The sequence below is a fragment of the Streptococcus entericus DSM 14446 genome, from assembly GCF_000380025.1.
In the GTDB taxonomy this organism is placed as follows: Bacteria; Bacillota; Bacilli; order Lactobacillales; family Streptococcaceae; genus Streptococcus; species Streptococcus entericus.
Window position 1 is genome coordinate 36,617 of the sequence record NZ_KB904156.1, and the last position, 16,008, is coordinate 52,624.

The 16,008-nt window shown below is 47.2% G+C and carries 15 protein-coding genes; 14 read left to right on the forward strand and 1 reads right to left on the reverse strand.

Translation table 11 applies throughout. The annotated features are described in order from the left end of the window. Positions 1-113 precede the first annotated feature (113 nt). Both A3GW_RS0101630 and A3GW_RS0101635 read left to right on the forward strand, forming a co-directional pair. Positions 114-1,367, forward strand: a complete 1,254-nt coding sequence (locus A3GW_RS0101630; protein ID WP_018367578.1) for an MFS transporter — start codon at positions 114-116, stop codon at positions 1,365-1,367. Beyond that, positions 1,364-2,383 (forward strand): winged helix-turn-helix domain-containing protein, encoded by a 1,020-nt coding sequence (locus A3GW_RS0101635; protein WP_018367579.1) that lies wholly within the window; start codon positions 1,364-1,366, stop codon positions 2,381-2,383. The genes A3GW_RS0101630 and A3GW_RS0101635 overlap by 4 nt, the downstream gene beginning before the upstream one ends. Positions 2,384-2,438: 55 nt before the next feature. On the opposite strand, the gene A3GW_RS0101640 is transcribed toward A3GW_RS0101635, so the two are convergent. Then, entirely contained in the window at positions 2,439-3,515 is a 1,077-nt protein-coding gene (locus A3GW_RS0101640) for a M24 family metallopeptidase (protein ID WP_018367580.1), read from the reverse strand. A 262-nt stretch (positions 3,516-3,777) separates the two neighbouring features. Here A3GW_RS0101640 and rpsL point away from each other — a divergent pair, with 262 nt between their 5' ends. From rpsL to sufU, 12 genes are all read left to right on the forward strand, one after another. After that, a complete protein-coding gene (gene rpsL, locus A3GW_RS0101650) occupies positions 3,778-4,191 on the forward strand; it encodes a 30S ribosomal protein S12 (RefSeq protein WP_018367582.1) in 414 nt (137 codons plus the stop codon). 17 nt (positions 4,192-4,208) lie between these two features. After that, positions 4,209-4,679 carry a 30S ribosomal protein S7 gene (rpsG, locus tag A3GW_RS0101655; RefSeq protein ID WP_018367583.1) on the forward strand — a complete coding sequence of 157 codons (471 nt, stop codon included), beginning with the start codon at positions 4,209-4,211 and terminating at the stop codon, positions 4,677-4,679. 352 nt (positions 4,680-5,031) lie between these two features. Beyond that, positions 5,032-7,110, forward strand: a complete 2,079-nt coding sequence (gene fusA, locus A3GW_RS0101660) for an elongation factor G (protein WP_018367584.1) — start codon at positions 5,032-5,034, stop codon at positions 7,108-7,110. Between the two features lie 375 nt (positions 7,111-7,485). Next, entirely contained in the window at positions 7,486-8,187 is a 702-nt protein-coding gene (locus tag A3GW_RS0101665) for a histidine phosphatase family protein (RefSeq protein WP_018367585.1), read from the forward strand. Continuing rightward, the gene (locus tag A3GW_RS0101670; RefSeq protein WP_018367586.1) at positions 8,174-8,929 is read left to right on the forward strand and encodes a M15 family metallopeptidase; all 756 of its coding nucleotides are present in this window, start codon (positions 8,174-8,176) and stop codon (positions 8,927-8,929) included. The genes A3GW_RS0101665 and A3GW_RS0101670 overlap by 14 nt, the downstream gene beginning before the upstream one ends. Continuing rightward, positions 8,926-9,519, forward strand: a complete 594-nt coding sequence (locus A3GW_RS0101675; RefSeq protein ID WP_018367587.1) for a glycoside hydrolase family 73 protein — start codon at positions 8,926-8,928, stop codon at positions 9,517-9,519. The genes A3GW_RS0101670 and A3GW_RS0101675 overlap by 4 nt, the downstream gene beginning before the upstream one ends. 309 nt (positions 9,520-9,828) lie before the next feature. Then, positions 9,829-11,154, forward strand: a complete 1,326-nt coding sequence (brnQ, locus tag A3GW_RS0101680; protein WP_018367588.1) for a branched-chain amino acid transport system II carrier protein — start codon at positions 9,829-9,831, stop codon at positions 11,152-11,154. Between the two features lie 148 nt (positions 11,155-11,302). Beyond that, positions 11,303-12,238: a manganese-dependent inorganic pyrophosphatase gene (locus A3GW_RS0101685; RefSeq protein ID WP_018367589.1), complete on the forward strand. Its 936-nt coding sequence runs from the start codon at positions 11,303-11,305 to the stop codon at positions 12,236-12,238. 102 nt (positions 12,239-12,340) lie between these two features. Next, the gene (gene sufC / locus A3GW_RS0101690; protein ID WP_018367590.1) at positions 12,341-13,111 is read left to right on the forward strand and encodes a Fe-S cluster assembly ATPase SufC; all 771 of its coding nucleotides are present in this window, start codon (positions 12,341-12,343) and stop codon (positions 13,109-13,111) included. Then, positions 13,112-14,374: a Fe-S cluster assembly protein SufD gene (gene sufD / locus A3GW_RS0101695; protein ID WP_018367591.1), complete on the forward strand. Its 1,263-nt coding sequence runs from the start codon at positions 13,112-13,114 to the stop codon at positions 14,372-14,374. Continuing rightward, complete coding sequence (locus tag A3GW_RS0101700) at positions 14,375-15,589, forward strand: aminotransferase class V-fold PLP-dependent enzyme (protein ID WP_018367592.1); 1,215 nt, start codon at positions 14,375-14,377, stop codon at positions 15,587-15,589. Then, positions 15,576-16,007, forward strand: a complete 432-nt coding sequence (sufU, locus tag A3GW_RS0101705; RefSeq protein ID WP_018367593.1) for a Fe-S cluster assembly sulfur transfer protein SufU — start codon at positions 15,576-15,578, stop codon at positions 16,005-16,007. The genes A3GW_RS0101700 and sufU overlap by 14 nt, the downstream gene beginning before the upstream one ends. Position 16,008 lies beyond the last annotated feature (1 nt).

Here is a 16,008-nt window from a genome sequence, read left to right on the forward strand (position 1 = left end):
AACCTCGTTTTTTGTTTTTATCAAAATTAAAATTTAGTATTGACTAAAATTTCGTTTCTGCTATAATTTAGATAATCGCAAAAAAAGTTTTTAGCGACAATTGAAAGGAGGGTGTGACGAAAAAAATCCTATCCAATAAATTGTACCTATCCGTTTTGGGCTTGGACTTGTTGTCCAATTTTGGAGACAGCGTCTATTATCTGGCTCTAATGAACTATGTCTTGCTATTGCCAGAACCTAAGACGGCGATTGCTATCGTGACCATGTCTGAGACCTTGCCTATTTTATCTGCCTTTATCATGGGCTACCTGGCGGATAAGCAGACCAGAAAAGTGCCCTTAATCATTACAACACAGTTTTTCCGCTTTGCCATTTACCTGGTGGTCGGGCTTGTCATGGGGTTTTCGCCAAACCTATGGGTGGTTGTGGCTGTCTCTTTGCTGAATTTTCTGTCTGACATGTCAGGGCAGTTTGAGGGCGGGCTCTATCAGCCCATCAGCTTGCGGGTGCTGGCGCCTGAGGAGCGAGAGCAAGGCATGGCTTTTTCATCCAGTGTTTTTCAAACCATGGCCATTCTTTTCAAATTTAGCGGCGCGGCTCTGGTTGCTATCATGACCTACCAAAACCTGGCCTACCTCAATGCGGTCACCTTTCTCGTCTGTGCAGTGGGCATGCTGTTCTTGAGTAAGTCACTAAATGCTCTTCTGCTCAAAGACCCAATCACTGTTGTTGACCGTCCGTCGGAAGAGTCCTTTGTTGCAGATTTAAGGTCTAGCTTAAAGCTGGCCTTGACAGAGATGAATCGCATTCCTGCTGTGCGATTTGCCATGCTTGTTGTTCCTTTATTTAATGCTGTTTTTGCCAGTATCGAAACCTTTGTTCTCTTGGTGATGACAGAGGACAAGACCTTCGGTTTTGGCTCTCCTGCGCTGACTCTGTCTGTTATTGGTGTGGTGATGATGGTCGGTGGTTTGCTGGGCAATATCGCGGTCATGTCAGGTCGTATGACGATTGATTTAATCCGTTTTTTACGGTATGGGACCATTGTTTTACTGCCTATCTTTCTGACCCTCTACTGGCACCAGACCTACTTGTTTTTGGCTGTGTTGCTTTTGACCAACTTCGGTATCGGGATTGTCAACCCTAAGATGGGAGCCTTGGTAAAAAACAGTCTCCCTGAGGACAAGATGGGGATGATTTTCTCAGGTATGGCGACCTATTTTCAGCTGGGTGTTATCCTGATGAAAGTCCTTCTAGCTGGACTTATGGTCATCTTCCCGGCTCAGCACCTGATGCTGGTCATGTTAGTCCTGTCTGTTGGTTACATCATTTTTAGTTTTCGCTTAAATACAAAGGAGTTATCATGAAGTTTTTGACGCATCTTCATCGCAGCCGTCTGGTTGATTTTCTCTGGCTACCCAATCTCGTTTATGTGGATTATAGCCATGTGGACATGACCAGTCAGGAGCGTGCAGTCATGGCGGATGCCCTTGCCACCTTGGAGGAGGTAAAGGCAGTCCTTGCCCCTTACAAGGAGCGGATTGACCGTTATTTTCATCGGCACTTTTTCCTGCGGCTCTACCGTTATCTCTTGGCACAGGGACAGGATCCCTTGGACATGGCAGAGCTGCTCCGTTTGATTGAGGCTATACCAGAGGCAGTGCTGGAGCAGGAGTTCGCCCTTTTCTTAACCGATGAGGAACAAGACAGCCTCAGTTTGGAGGAGTTACTGCTTGTCTTGGAGGATTTCTCAGATGATCCTGCTTATCGCTGGCAGTTGCTCGAGTCCTATCAGCACCTAGAGGAATGTGTTCAGGGCATGAGTGCTCTTTATCAGGAACTTTGTCCCCTCTATGAGCCCTTTTATGCCCAATTTGAGGAGGAGATTCGCTCTTTTTCTGAACAGCTGGACATCTCAGACTTGTTTGCGAACACATCACACGATGTGCTGGGAGTCCTAGCTGAAACAGGACGCAGTAGCTGTGAGGTTTTTGTGACATCGCCTTTGCAGTTTATGCAAATGATTGGCTATGATAAACACCGACCAGATAGTCCTGCCTATTTCCAGCTCTTTCCCCGTGTGGCTGCCTTTATCGGTAACCGTCAAGTAGTGGACAAGGAAATCCTTGATGTGGTAGTCAAAAGCCTCAGTGACCCTGTCCGCTATGAGATTTTACAGAGAATCGGCCTACACGGCGAGAAGAGTAAGGCCATCTCAGACAGTCTTGGCATCAGTCCAGCCACGGTTACCTTCCATGTCCAAAAACTGGTCAATGCCAACCTCTTGCTGATTTCAGGACAGACTAAAGGACACTATACCTTCAATCGCCCTCTCCTACAAGAAGTGCTCGAACGGGTCAAATTGGACTTTGACCTAAACTAGATAAAAAAACGATTGACCCAGTCCAATGCCGTCAATCGTTTTTTATCTAGTTTAATTAGTAGTAGAGCAAGTCTTTGCTTGTATGGGTGAAGACCTCAAATCCAGTTTTGGTCACGACACCGCAGTCCTCGATACGGACACCGACTTGACCAGGAATATAGATACCAGGCTCGACCGAGAAACACATGCCTTCTTCAATGACCAAGTCATTACCTGCCATGATGGATGGGAATTCGTGCACATCCATCCCAATGCCATGCCCCAGACGGTGGTTGAAATACTCACCGTAACCTGCTTTTTCAATGACAGAGCGAGCAGCTGCATCTACTTCGCTAGCGGTCACACCAGGCTTAATGAAGTCTTGAGCGGCTAACTGGGCCTCCAGACAGAGTTGGTAAATGTCCTTTTTGAACTGGTCAGGCTGACCAACAGCCACTGTCCGTGTCATGTCACTCATATAGCCGTTGGCAGCGATGCCCAAGTCAAAGAGCAGGAGGGCGTTGTTTTCGATCCGATTATCAGCAGGAATACCGTGCGGATTGGCCGCGTTATCGCCTGTCAACACCATGGTCTCAAAACTCATGCCATAGCCCAGTCGCCTCATCTCATACTCGATGGTGGCGATGATATCGGTCTCTGTTTTGTCCAGGCTGATATTGTCAAACCCGATTTGGACGGCCTTATCGGCCAATAGCCCAGCAGCGTGCATTTTTTCAATCTCATCAGCTGATTTGATCAAACGCAGGCGGTTGATGGTCGGGGTCAGATTGACAAATTGGCTAGAAAACACAGTCTCCAAGCCTCGCAGTTTGGTCACATTGAGGTTATCAAACTCGATGGCTACCTGAGGATAGTCAGTCTTTGGCAGAATAGCCTTGATTTTTTCCCAAGGATTTTCTGAGTCAACATAACCAACAACTGGGAAAGAAACTGTCGCCTCTGCTCGTGCGGCATCAAGAGCAGGTAGAAAGAGCACGGGCTCTTTTTCTGCAAAGAGAAAGAGGAACATGTAGCGTTCATGTGGGTCGCTGTAATAACCGGTGAGGTAGTTGATAGAGACAGGATCAGACACGACTGCAGCGTAGACCTGTTCCTCGTTAAGTTTTTTAAGCAATTGAGTAATTTTAGTCATAGGCACTCCTTTAGTTTATTTTCTTCCATTTTTTCAAAAAAATGCCAAAAAAGCAAGTCGAACTAGATTTAGAAAATAAAATCTCAAATCACTTGACGAGGAGACTAAACTTGTGGTATGATACTAGACGGTACTTTTTACTTTTGGTCTCTCAAAAGTGTACAGAGACGTGCTGACAAATGTTGCAAAAGTACACGCAGGATAGAGGATGTCACCGATCGCTTTGTCCAACCAAAACTAAAAATTTTACAGGAGAATGTAGATGCCTACAATTAACCAGTTGGTTCGTAAACCACGTCAATCTAAAGTAGAAAAATCTAAATCACCAGCGCTTAACGTTGGTTACAACAGCCACCGCAAAGTGACAACTAACGTGTCTTCTCCACAAAAACGTGGTGTTGCAACACGTGTTGGAACAATGACACCTAAAAAACCTAACTCAGCCCTTCGTAAGTTCGCTCGTGTACGTTTGAGCAACCTCATCGAAGTTACTGCCTACATCCCAGGTATCGGCCACAACTTGCAAGAGCACAGCGTTGTACTTATCCGCGGTGGACGTGTAAAAGACCTTCCGGGTGTGCGTTACCATATCGTTCGTGGTGCACTTGATACAGCAGGTGTTGCTAACCGTAAACAAGGCCGTTCTAAATACGGTGCAAAACGTCCTAAAGGCTAAGAAGGGAGAATCTAAGAATGAGTCGTAAAAACCGTGCCCCAAAACGTGAAGTTTTGGCAGATCCATTGTACAATTCAACATTAGTTACTCGCTTGATCAACCGCGTGATGCTTGACGGTAAGCGTGGTACGGCTGCTAGCATCGTTTACGGTGCTTTCGAGCAAATCAAAGAAGTAACTGGCAACGACGCTAACGAAGTATTTGAGGCAGCGATGGAGAACATCATGCCTGTTCTTGAAGTTCGTGCTCGTCGTGTCGGTGGTTCTAACTACCAAGTTCCAGTTGAAGTGCGTCCAGAGCGTCGTATAACACTTGGTCTTCGTTGGTTGGTTAACGCTTCACGCGCTCGTGGTGAACACACCATGATCGACCGTTTGGCAAAAGAAATCATGGACGCCGCAAACAACACAGGTGCATCTGTGAAGAAACGTGAAGACACTCACAAAATGGCTGAAGCCAACCGTGCCTTCGCACACTTCCGTTGGTAATCTTAGGATATTAAAGGCGAGCATACAAGTGAAAAATAGGAATCTGACGATGATTGCTTGCAATCTAGGAAGATTATCATTTTTCACTGACAGTATGCCGACCGTATTCAACTCTAAGATGTGAGAGCGTTAAACAAGCCTTAGACAAACTAGGAAAAGCGACGACGAAGCTTAGGCTTCTAGGAGATTTTATCTTTTTGTCAGTGACTTGTTTGCCAAAGCAATCTGCATTGGACAGAACCAACGCCCAACTAAAAAGAGAAAACTCGAACGGGTAGGCCTCTGCCTATCCGTTCTTTATAAAATATGGTATAATAGTACCGAAATCAAAATTTATAGGAGAAATAACCTCATGGCACGCGAATTTTCGTTAGCAAAAACTCGTAACATCGGTATCATGGCGCACGTCGATGCCGGTAAGACAACAACAACTGAGCGTATCCTTTACTATACTGGTAAAATCCATAAGCTTGGTGAGACCCACGAAGGTGCGTCACAAATGGACTGGATGGAGCAAGAGCAAGAGCGTGGTATCACTATCACCTCTGCGGCAACAACTGCTCAATGGAAAGACACTCGTGTTAACATCATCGACACCCCAGGACACGTTGACTTCACCATCGAAGTACAACGTTCCCTGCGCGTACTTGACGGTGCGGTTACCGTTCTTGACTCACAATCAGGTGTTGAGCCACAAACTGAAACCGTATGGCGTCAGGCGACTGAGTACCGCGTTCCTCGTATCGTATTTGCCAACAAAATGGACAAAATCGGTGCGGACTTCCTTTACTCTGTGTCTACCCTTCATGATCGTTTGCAAGCAAATGCTCACCCAATCCAACTCCCAATCGGTGCAGAAGATGACTTCACTGGCATCATCGACTTGATCAAGATGAAAGCTGAAATCTACACCAACGACCTTGGTACAGATATTCGTGAAGAAGAGATTCCAGCTGAATACCTTGAGCAAGCGCAAGAGTGGCGTGAGAAGTTGGTTGAAGCTGTTGCTGAAACTGACGAAGAGCTCATGATGAAGTACCTTGAAGGTGAAGAAATCACTGAAGAGGAATTGAAAGCTGGTATCCGTAAGGCAACCATCAACGTTGAATTCTTCCCTGTTCTTTGTGGTTCTGCATTCAAAAACAAGGGTGTTCAGTTGATGCTTGATGCGGTACTTGACTACCTGCCAAGCCCAATCGACATCCCAGCGATTAAAGGGATCAACCCAGATACAGATGCTGAAGAAGAGCGTCCATCATCTGATGAAGAGCCATTTGCGGCCCTTGCCTTCAAGATCATGACAGACCCATTCGTAGGTCGTTTGACCTTCTTCCGTGTCTACTCTGGTGTTCTTAACTCAGGTTCATACGTGATGAACACATCTAAAGGTAAGCGTGAGCGTATCGGACGTATCCTTCAGATGCACGCTAACAGCCGTCAAGAAATTGAAACAGTTTACTCTGGTGACATCGCTGCTGCCGTTGGTTTGAAAGACACCACTACTGGTGACTCATTGACTGACGAGAAAGCGAAAATCATTCTTGAGTCAATCGATGTTCCAGAACCAGTTATCCAACTCATGGTTGAGCCTAAGTCTAAAGCTGACCAAGATAAGATGGGTGTTGCTTTGTCTAAATTGGCTGAAGAAGACCCAACCTTCCGCGTTGAAACTAACCCAGAAACTGGTGAGACCGTTATCTCTGGTATGGGTGAGCTTCACCTTGACGTCCTTGTTGACCGTATGCGTCGTGAGTTCAAAGTAGAAGCAAACGTTGGTGCGCCTCAGGTATCTTACCGTGAAACTTTCCGCGCTTCTACTCAAGCACGTGGATTCTTCAAACGTCAGTCTGGTGGTAAAGGTCAGTTCGGTGACGTTTGGATCGAATTTACACCAAACGAAGAAGGTAAAGGTTTCGAGTTCGAGAACGCTATCGTCGGTGGTGTGGTTCCTCGTGAATTTATCCCAGCCGTTGAAAAAGGGCTCATCGAGTCTATGGCTAATGGTGTCCTTGCCGGCTACCCAATGGTTGACGTGAAAGCTAAACTTTACGATGGGTCATACCACGATGTCGACTCATCTGAAACAGCCTTCAAGATTGCGGCATCTCTTGCCCTTAAAGAAGCAGCTAAATCAGCTCAACCAGCTATCCTTGAGCCAATGATGCTCGTCACCATCACCGCACCAGAAGACAACCTTGGTGATGTTATGGGTCACGTGACAGCTCGTCGCGGACGCGTTGATGGTATGGAAGCTCGTGGTAACGTTCAAGTCGTTCGTGCTTATGTGCCATTGGCTGAAATGTTTGGTTATGCAACAGTTCTTCGTTCAGCAACTCAAGGTCGTGGTACCTTCATGATGGTCTTTGACCACTACGAAGATGTGCCTAAGTCTGTACAAGAAGAAATCATCAAAAAACACCGCGGTGAATAATAAGTAAAGATTAGACATCAAATAATAGCACCGACCTCATGGTTGGTGCTTTTTGTGTTATGTGAATATTCCTGAACTCAGGGTAATGACCGAAACATTTCAGAAAGTCACTCAGCTGAAAATCAGGGTGCTTGAGAAGTTACGGCAGTGCAACATGATAATAGGCAAGGAAAAATAAGTAAGGAAGTAGCATGATTTTCAATCGACGTCATTAAGAGGATTCAGAGGAAGATAATATAAGTGATTCTCATGTTGACCTTGGATGGTGTCAATGCAGACTTTAGTCAGAATATGAGAAGAGAGTGCTTGTTTTGAATGAATCTTGTTGTGACGTCTGGCTAGGTTTTATGTTATAATATCATAAAGGAGTTAACAATGACAGAAACACGGTTATATATTGTTCGTCATGGCAAGACGATGTTCAATACCTTGGGGCGTGCCCAAGGTTGGTGCGATAGTCCTCTGACAACGTTAGGTCGTGAAGGCATTCGAGAGCTGGGTCAAGGATTCGCAGTAGATGGGTTGACATTTGATGAAGCTTTTTCAAGTGATAGCGGTCGAACTCTTGAGACCTTAGCGATTGTTTTAAAAGAGCTTGGTCAGGAGAGCTTACCGCATACGGCAGATCGTCGTATACGTGAGTGGTGCTTTGGTAGCTTGGAAGGTCTGTACGATGAGGAGCTCTTCCACGGTGTGCTGCCTAGAACAAGTGTCGTTGGTCTTGACAAGAAATTGACAGATTTAACCTATCAAGAAATTGCAGAGGCTTTGGTGGAGGCTGATACAGCTGGCTGGGCGGAGCCTTGGGAGGTATTGCGTGACCGTATTTGGCAGGGATTTGTGAGCATCGCAGAGCGCTTGGAGACAAAAGGTGGTGGCAACGGGCTTGTGGTTTGTCATGGGATGACCATCGCCACGCTCCTGTGGCTGATTGACCCTTGGTGGGAAAAGACGATGATTGATAACGGCAGTGTGACTGTTTTAAGCTATGAAAAGGGACAGTTTAGCATTGAACAAGTCGCTGATTTATCTTATCGCTATAAGGGAAGAGAGGCACTCGCAAATGAGAAGAAATAAGGGAATACTAGTCGTCTTGCAGTTGCTGGCTATTGTGATCGCCTTGGTAGGATTTTACATTTTCCTGTCGCCACGTGATTTTCGCGTGACAACTGATGAATCTCCTCGATTGTCAACATCATCGTCGTCCATGGCAGTAACAAGCTCATCCTCATCCAGTAATAAAGAAGAAACCGATGCCTTACCTGACGTTAGCCCTAATGATTGGGAATTAGTCCTGGTTAATCGGGATTATGCTTTTAACAATGTTGTCCCAGAACTTGGTTATGTTGAGGGAATTCCTGTTGATCAGCGAATTGTGGAGGCGACGACTCAGTTTATGGCAGCTGTCCATGCACTAGATGCTGATCCCTTGCAGAGACTTTACTCTGGTTATCGGAGTGTAGAAGAACAAGCTGCGCTTTTTCAAACACGAGTAGCTGAGCTGGTAGCTGGGGGAACAAGTGAGGAGGAAGCGACAACAATTGTTTCACAAACGGTCTTGCCAGCAGGTCACAGTGAACATCACACGGGCTTAGCGATTGATATTATGCGTTATTCTGATGTGGCGAAGGAGATTGCAGCGATGGCTCCTGAACACGGTTTTATTCTTAGATATACAAAGGGTGCGGAGCATATCACTGGAGTGTCTGAGGAAAATTGGCATTACCGCTATGTGGGTGTCGCTTCCGCCAAATACATGACTGAGCATCAGCTGACTCTGGAGGAATATCTTGATTTATTAAGGAGCAAAAATCGATGAAACGACGATTAAGTTTTCTTGGCACTCTGCTTATCACGGTCTGTGTGATCATCAGCCTCCTGATCCCACTCTTGCTAAATGGTGCTCCTAAATCAGCTAATCAGCTGGTCAAAACCTCAGATAGCTCTGCTATCTTTATCAAAAAAATAGCACCTGAAGCCCAGAAACTAGGAAAAAGCTATGGGGTTATGCCGTCGGTTTTAATTGCTCAGGCCCTTTTAGAAACAGACTCTGGTCGTACGTTACTAGGGGTAAAGTACCATAATCTCTATCATTTACCAGCCTCAGAAGGCAATCGCCGTGTTGTTTTATGGACAACAGAGGTCAAAGATGGTAAAGAGCAGAACGTCGAGCGGAGTTATCAGGTTTATTCAACATGGTCTGAAAGCATGGCTGATTACATGACTCGGCTAAAGGCTAACAAATTGGGCGATGAGATGCTATACACAAGGCTAGCCACAGCAAAAACCTACAAAGAGGCCAGTGCCATCTTTTATCAAGAAGGTTATACAACAAGTAGTGATTATGCAGGACGTTTAATTGCTCTAATTGAAAAGCACCAGCTGGAACAATATGACAAGCAAAAATAATAAGCGGATTAGTTAATATACAGAAATTTTCTGAAAAATAAAACTTGACAAACTTATCTGACTAAGGTAAAATAACCTTACTAAACATCAAGGAGTTTCCCATGACACAAACAACACAACTTTTGGTAGTCGTTGTCAGAAGATAGGACGGTACAATTTTTGTCACTGTCCTATTCGTGTTGAGTGAGAATGGGGCGACAAAAAAGCAGCTACCCATTCTTACGGGTAGCTGTTTTTTGATGGTAAGGAGGGAAAGCTATCTGTCGTTAGCAGGCTGTATCATCACGTTATTATTATAAAGGAGTTTCTATGAAAACGTTACAGAAAAAAGATTATATTTATATCGGGTCGATGCTGTTTGGCATCATCTTCGGTGCAGGTAATTTGATTTTCCCTGTTCACATGGGGCAAGAAGCAGGGGCTAACCTCTGGCCAGCGACCATCGGTTTTTTGGTTTCAGCCATTGGACTACCGTTTTTAGCCATCGTTGCCATGGGTTTAACCGAGAGCAAGAGTGTCTTTGAACTGGCTTCAAAAGTTGGTAAAGGTTATGGCAAGTTCTTTACTATTTTGCTTTATCTCGTTATTGGTCCTTTCTTTGCCATCCCTCGTTTAGCAACGACTTCTTTTCAAATTGGCGTTGTGCCTTTTATTCCAGAAGGGCAACAAACCCTAGCCTTGGTTTTCTATTCTGCATTTTTCTTTTTGGTGGCTTGGCTTCTTTCTCAGAATGCTAGCAAGCTGCTCACTTATGTTGGTAAAGTGCTTAACCCCATCTTCCTCCTTGTCTTAGGCATTCTTCTTGCTTTCGCTGTTTTTAATCCTATGGGCAATAGCGGAGCGGCAGCTGTTCAAGAGGCTTATCAAGCTAATGCGCTGACCAAGGGGATTCTGGAAGGCTATAACACCCTTGATGTCCTCGCTTCCTTAGCATTTGCCATTGTGGTTATCTCTGCTTTAAATGGACTGGGCGTCACCCAGCCTAAACAAATTGCTAAGGACATGATTAAAGCAGGTGCCATCAGCCTGGGCTTTATGGCTCTGATTTATGCCCTGTTAGCTTATGCAGGGGCAACTAGCCTTGGACAGTTTCCAATCAGTGAAAATGGCGGCATCGCCCTCGCACAAATCGCTGGTTATTATTTGGGAACAGCAGGTAGCCTATTACTTGCCTTAATCGTCTTCTTTGGTTGTTTGAAGACAGCAGTTGGGCTCTTAACAGCTTTCTCAGAGACTTTTTCAGAGATGTTCCCTAGCGTCTCTTATAAAACGTTTTTAGCCGTAGCTACCATTTTCCCAGCTATTTTTGCCAATGTTGGTTTAACAAATATTATCGCCTATTCTATTCCGGTTCTTATGTTTCTTTATCCGTTGGCGATTGTCCTTGTTTTGCTAGCTTTAGTAGATAAGCTGTTCAAAGGTAAAAAGGCTGTTTACCTCTGGACGACCATTTTTACTCTCTTTCCTGCTATCTTAGACGGTTTAGCAGCATCTCCGTGGGCAGAATTATCAATTGTTAAAGGCTTAGTTAGTTTTGGTCATGGTTTGTTGCCATTCTCAAGCATTGGTATGGGTTGGGTACTACCATCCATTCTCGGCTTTATTGTTGGCTTATTGTTGTCAACAAAGGAATAGTTTAAAACCATACCTTGGTTAGCTCCTCATGTTAGGGGAGTTGATCAAGGTGTTTTTTAATTGAAACGTGATTTCCTTATGGGGAACTTTTGCCAAAACAAGCCCAATCTGCTATAATAAGGTGAATAAAGGAAAGAGAGTTACTCACATGTCTAAGATTTTAGTTTTTGGTCACCAAAACCCTGATACTGACGCTACGGCTTCAAGCTACGCTTGGGCTTATTTGGAGCGAGAAGCTTGGGGGCGTGATGCAGAGGCGGTGCTTCTGGGCGAGCCTAACGAAGAAACGGCTTTTGCGTTGGATTATTTTGGCGTTACAGCACCGCGCGTTGTGACTTCTGCCAAAGCAGAAGGAGCGGATAAGGTTGTTTTGACGGACCACAACGAGTTTCAGCAGTCCATCAGTGACATCCGCGAGGTTGAGGTAGCTGGTGTCGTGGATCACCACCGTGTGGCTAACTTTGAAACTGCCAATCCGCTTTATATGCTCCTTGAACCTGTTGGTTCAGCGTCGTCCATTGTTTATCGCCAGTTCAAACAGGCTGGTGTCGCTGTGCCAAAAGAGATTGCTGGCTTGTTACTGTCAGGTTTGATTTCGGACACGCTCTTGCTCAAGTCTCCGACCACTCACGCGAGCGACCCACAGGTCGCTGCGGAATTAGCAGATCTGGCAGGGGTGAATTTGGAGGAGTACGGCTTGGCTCTGTTGAAAGCAGGTACAAACCTAGCCAGCAAGTCAGCCGAAGAGCTGATTGACATCGATGCCAAGACTTTTGAACTCAACGGTAACCCTGTTCGTGTCGCTCAGGTTAACACCGTTGACATTGCCGAAGTCCTTGACCGTCAGGCAGAGATTGAAGCAGCAATCACCAAAGCGTCTGCTGATAATGGCTATTCTGACTTTGTCCTCATGATTACCGATATTGTCAACTCTAACTCAGAAATCTTGGCGCTTGGTCGCAACATGGATAGGGTTGAAGCAGCTTTCAACTTTACCTTGGAAAATAACCATGCTTTCTTACCGGGGGCTGTTTCTCGTAAGAAACAAGTTGTGCCGCAGTTGACAGAGAGTTTTAACGCCTAATCCTTGTCAAAAATACCAAATCCTCGTATCTGATAAGCGAGGATTTTTCTGTTATAATAACTATAAACAACCCTCGGCGTTAGCCGTGAGAAAGGAACTTTTATGTCAACCTTAGAAATCAAAAACCTGCATGTGTCCATCGAGGACAAGGAAATCCTAAAAGGGGTCAACTTGATCTTGAAAACAGGAGAGGTCGCTGCCATCATGGGGCCAAACGGCACAGGGAAATCGACCCTATCTGCTGCCATCATGGGCAATCCCAACTTTGAAGTGACCCAAGGAGAGGTTCTCTTTGATGGGGTCAATATCTTAGAGTTGGAAGTGGATGAACGGGCACGGTTGGGGCTCTTTTTAGCCATGCAGTACCCGTCTGAAATCCCTGGTATCACCAATGCCGAGTTTATCCGTGCGGCAATGAACGCTGGTAAGGAAGACGAGGATAAAATCTCTGTCCGTGACTTTATCACCAAGCTGGACGAGAAGATGGAGCTTTTGGGCATGAAAGAGGAGATGGCAGAGCGCTACCTCAATGAAGGCTTCTCAGGAGGTGAGAAGAAGCGCAATGAAATCCTCCAGCTTCTCATGCTGGAGCCTAAGTTTGCCCTCCTAGATGAGATTGACTCAGGATTGGATATTGATGCCCTCAAGGTCGTTTCAAAAGGGGTCAATGCCATGCGGGGCGAGGGCTTCGGTGCTATGATTATCACCCACTACCAACGCCTGCTCAACTACATCACCCCTGATGTGGTCCATGTCATGATGGACGGTCGGGTCGTCCTCTCAGGCGGTGCAGAGTTAGCGGCTCGTCTGGAGCAAGAGGGCTATGCCAAGATTGCCGAGGAGCTGGGCTTAGAGTACAGTGAGGACGTGTAGATGACCAAAGAAGCGATTTTAGCCTTTTCACAGGGTCAGGCGGAGCCCCAGTGGTTGTTGGAGCGTCGGTTGGCAGCTGTTGAGAACATGGCAGAGCTGGAACTTCCTGTGATTGAGCGGGTTAAGTTTCACCGTTGGCAGTTGACGCCGTCTACTATCGGGCAGAGCTGGGACCTACCGAGTGTGCCTGATTTTCTCGCTATCGGGGACAATCCTAAGCTGGTACAGGTCGGCAGCCAAACCGTCCTAGAACAACTGCCTACGGAGCTGATCGATAAGGGAGTTGTGTTGACAGACCTTGCGACGGTCTTAGAGGAGCGTCCTGAGCTTCTGGAGACCTATCTAGGGCAGGCTTGTCCAGATGACAGCCATCGTCTGGCAGCTTATAACACGGCTTATTTTACCAGCGGAGCGATTCTCTATGTGCCAGATGGGGTCGAGATTGACCAGCCTATCGAAATCTCCCTGCTGGAAGACCGGGCGTCTGCTCAGCCATTTGTCAAAAAAATCCTCGTTATCGCCGGTAAAAATAGCAAGTTCTCCTATCTGGAGCGGTTGGAAAGTCTGGGCAAGGGGACAGAGGCAGCGTCTGCTAATGTCAGCGTGGAAATCATAGCTGGTAGCGGTAGTCAGATCAAGTATGCTGCTATTGACCATCTTGGGAGTGATTTGACGGGTTATGTCAGTCGTCAAGTTTACCATCATGAGGATGCGACGGTTGACTGGGCCATGGGTGTGATGAATGGTGGCAATGTGGTCTGCGATTTTGATAGTCGGCTCCATGGTCGGGGCAGCCATGCCAATCTCAAGGTCGTGGCGCTTTCCAGTGGTCGTCAGGTGCAGGGGGTAGATACCAGTGTGACCAATTATGGGGCACACTCGGTTGGTCATATCCTCCAGCATGGGGTGATTTTGGAGCGAGGAACTTTGACCTTTAACGGCATCGGTCATATCATCAAGGGAGCTAAGGGGGCAGACGCCCAGCAGGAGAGCCGCGTGCTCATGCTGAGTGACCAAGCACGGAGCGATGCCAATCCTATTCTCCTCATTGATGAAAATGAAGTGACCGCAGGGCACGCTGCCTCTATCGGACAGGTTGACCCAGAGGACATGTATTACCTCATGAGCCGAGGGCTTGACCGAGCAACTGCTGAACGGCTGGTTATCCGAGGCTTCCTAGGTGCCGTCATCACCGAAATCCCTGTCAAGGACGTGCGGGATGAGATGATTCAGACCATTGATGACAAGTTGGAGAAATGGTAAATGCTGGATAATCACACTCTCAACCAAGACTTCCCCATCCTCGACCAGCTGGTCAACGATGAGCCGCTGGTCTATTTGGACAGTGCGGCGACCAGCCAGAAACCGCGGCAGGTCGTCGAGGCGATTCAAGCCTACTACGAAGCAGATAATGCCAATGTCCACCGTGGCGTGCATACTCTGGGCAATCGCGCCACGACTGCCTATGAGACGGCGCGTGAGACCGTTGCGCGCTTTCTCAATGCGACCTCTAGCCGAGACATCATCTTTACCAAAGGAACGACAGATAGTCTCAACCTAGTGGCTGGGCTGGCTGGTCAGGTTTTGACCGCAGGTGATGAAGTCATTATTTCCATTATGGAGCACCATGCCAACCTCATTCCATGGCAGCAGGTTTGCCAACGGACAGGAGCAAAGCTGGTTTATGTGGGGCTGGCAGATGGTGGCTTAGACATGGCAGACTTGCGGGCAAAATTATCGCCCAAGACCAAGTTTGTCAGTCTCTGCCATGTGTCAAATGTGCTAGGGGTGATCAATCCCATCGCAGACATCGCCCAGCTGGTGCATGATGTGGGGGCTTACTTGGTGGTGGATGCTGCCCAGTCTGCTCCCCATCTGCCCCTGGATGTGCAGGCGCTGAGCTGTGACTTCCTCGCTTTTTCGGGGCATAAGATGTTGGCTCCTATGGGGATTGGAGTTCTGTATGGTAAGGCAGACTTGCTCAATCAATTTGAGCCCATGACCTTCGGTGGGGAGATGATTGATTTTGTTTATGAGCAGAGCGCGACCTGGAAGGACAGTCCTTGGCGGTTTGAGGCAGGAACGCCCAATGTGGCTGGGGCTATCGGTCTTGTGGCGGCTATCGACTATCTGACTCAGCTAGGGCGAGATGCGGTGCACCGCCATTGCCAAGAGCTTCTCGACTATACGCTAGAGGGACTAAAGAGAATGGACGGTGTGACCATCTATGGGCGGCCGCAGTCTGGGCTGGTATCCTTTAACCTAGAGGGGCTTCACCCTCATGATGTTGCGACAGCGCTGGATTATGAGGGGGTAGCCGTGCGTGCGGGTCACCACTGTGCCCAGCCCCTCAATCGTTACCTAGGTGTGAGCGCAACGGTGCGTGCCAGTTTTTATCTCTATAACACGCTGGCGGACTGCGACAAACTGCTCTTAGCCCTGCAAGCAACCAAGGAGTATTTTGATGGCACTTTCTAAGCTAGACAGCCTCTACAAGGCGGTGGTCACAGATCACACAAAAACCCCTCACCACCGAGGGCTTCTCCCTGAACAGGCTCCCCACACCCTCCATAACCCAACCTGTGGCGACGTCCTTTCTCTCAGCCTTGAGCTGGTGGATGACCGTATCGCAGCCATTGGCTGGGATGGAGATGGTTGTAGCATTTCATTAGCGTCTGCCTCCATGATGGCGGATAGTGTGTTGGGGCTCAGCGTCACAGACGCCCTCGCCATGGCAGAGCTCTTCTCCCAGATGGTACAGGGAGCCAGTGACCCTAGACAAAAAGAGCTGGGAGACGCCCAATTCCTCTCAGGGGTGTCTAAGTTCCCTCAGCGGATCAAGTGTGCCACCCTGGCCTGGAATGCTTTGAAAGATGCCTTAGCAGAAGGAGAATAAG

Coding starts and splice junctions, on each gene's coding strand:
- A3GW_RS0101635 (WP_018367579.1), top strand. CDS start 1,364: ATGAAGTTTTTGACGCATCTTCATCGCAGCCGTCTGGTTGATTTTCTC.
- A3GW_RS0101640 (WP_018367580.1), bottom strand. CDS start 3,515: ATGACTAAAATTACTCAATTGCTTAAAAAACTTAACGAGGAACAGGTC.
- rpsL (WP_018367582.1), top strand. CDS start 3,778: ATGCCTACAATTAACCAGTTGGTTCGTAAACCACGTCAATCTAAAGTA.
- rpsG (WP_018367583.1), top strand. CDS start 4,209: ATGAGTCGTAAAAACCGTGCCCCAAAACGTGAAGTTTTGGCAGATCCA.
- fusA (WP_018367584.1), top strand. CDS start 5,032: ATGGCACGCGAATTTTCGTTAGCAAAAACTCGTAACATCGGTATCATG.
- A3GW_RS0101665 (WP_018367585.1), top strand. CDS start 7,486: ATGACAGAAACACGGTTATATATTGTTCGTCATGGCAAGACGATGTTC.
- A3GW_RS0101670 (WP_018367586.1), top strand. CDS start 8,174: ATGAGAAGAAATAAGGGAATACTAGTCGTCTTGCAGTTGCTGGCTATT.
- A3GW_RS0101675 (WP_018367587.1), top strand. CDS start 8,926: ATGAAACGACGATTAAGTTTTCTTGGCACTCTGCTTATCACGGTCTGT.
- brnQ (WP_018367588.1), top strand. CDS start 9,829: ATGAAAACGTTACAGAAAAAAGATTATATTTATATCGGGTCGATGCTG.
- A3GW_RS0101685 (WP_018367589.1), top strand. CDS start 11,303: ATGTCTAAGATTTTAGTTTTTGGTCACCAAAACCCTGATACTGACGCT.
- sufC (WP_018367590.1), top strand. CDS start 12,341: ATGTCAACCTTAGAAATCAAAAACCTGCATGTGTCCATCGAGGACAAG.
- sufD (WP_018367591.1), top strand. CDS start 13,112: ATGACCAAAGAAGCGATTTTAGCCTTTTCACAGGGTCAGGCGGAGCCC.
- A3GW_RS0101700 (WP_018367592.1), top strand. CDS start 14,375: ATGCTGGATAATCACACTCTCAACCAAGACTTCCCCATCCTCGACCAG.
- sufU (WP_018367593.1), top strand. CDS start 15,576: ATGGCACTTTCTAAGCTAGACAGCCTCTACAAGGCGGTGGTCACAGAT.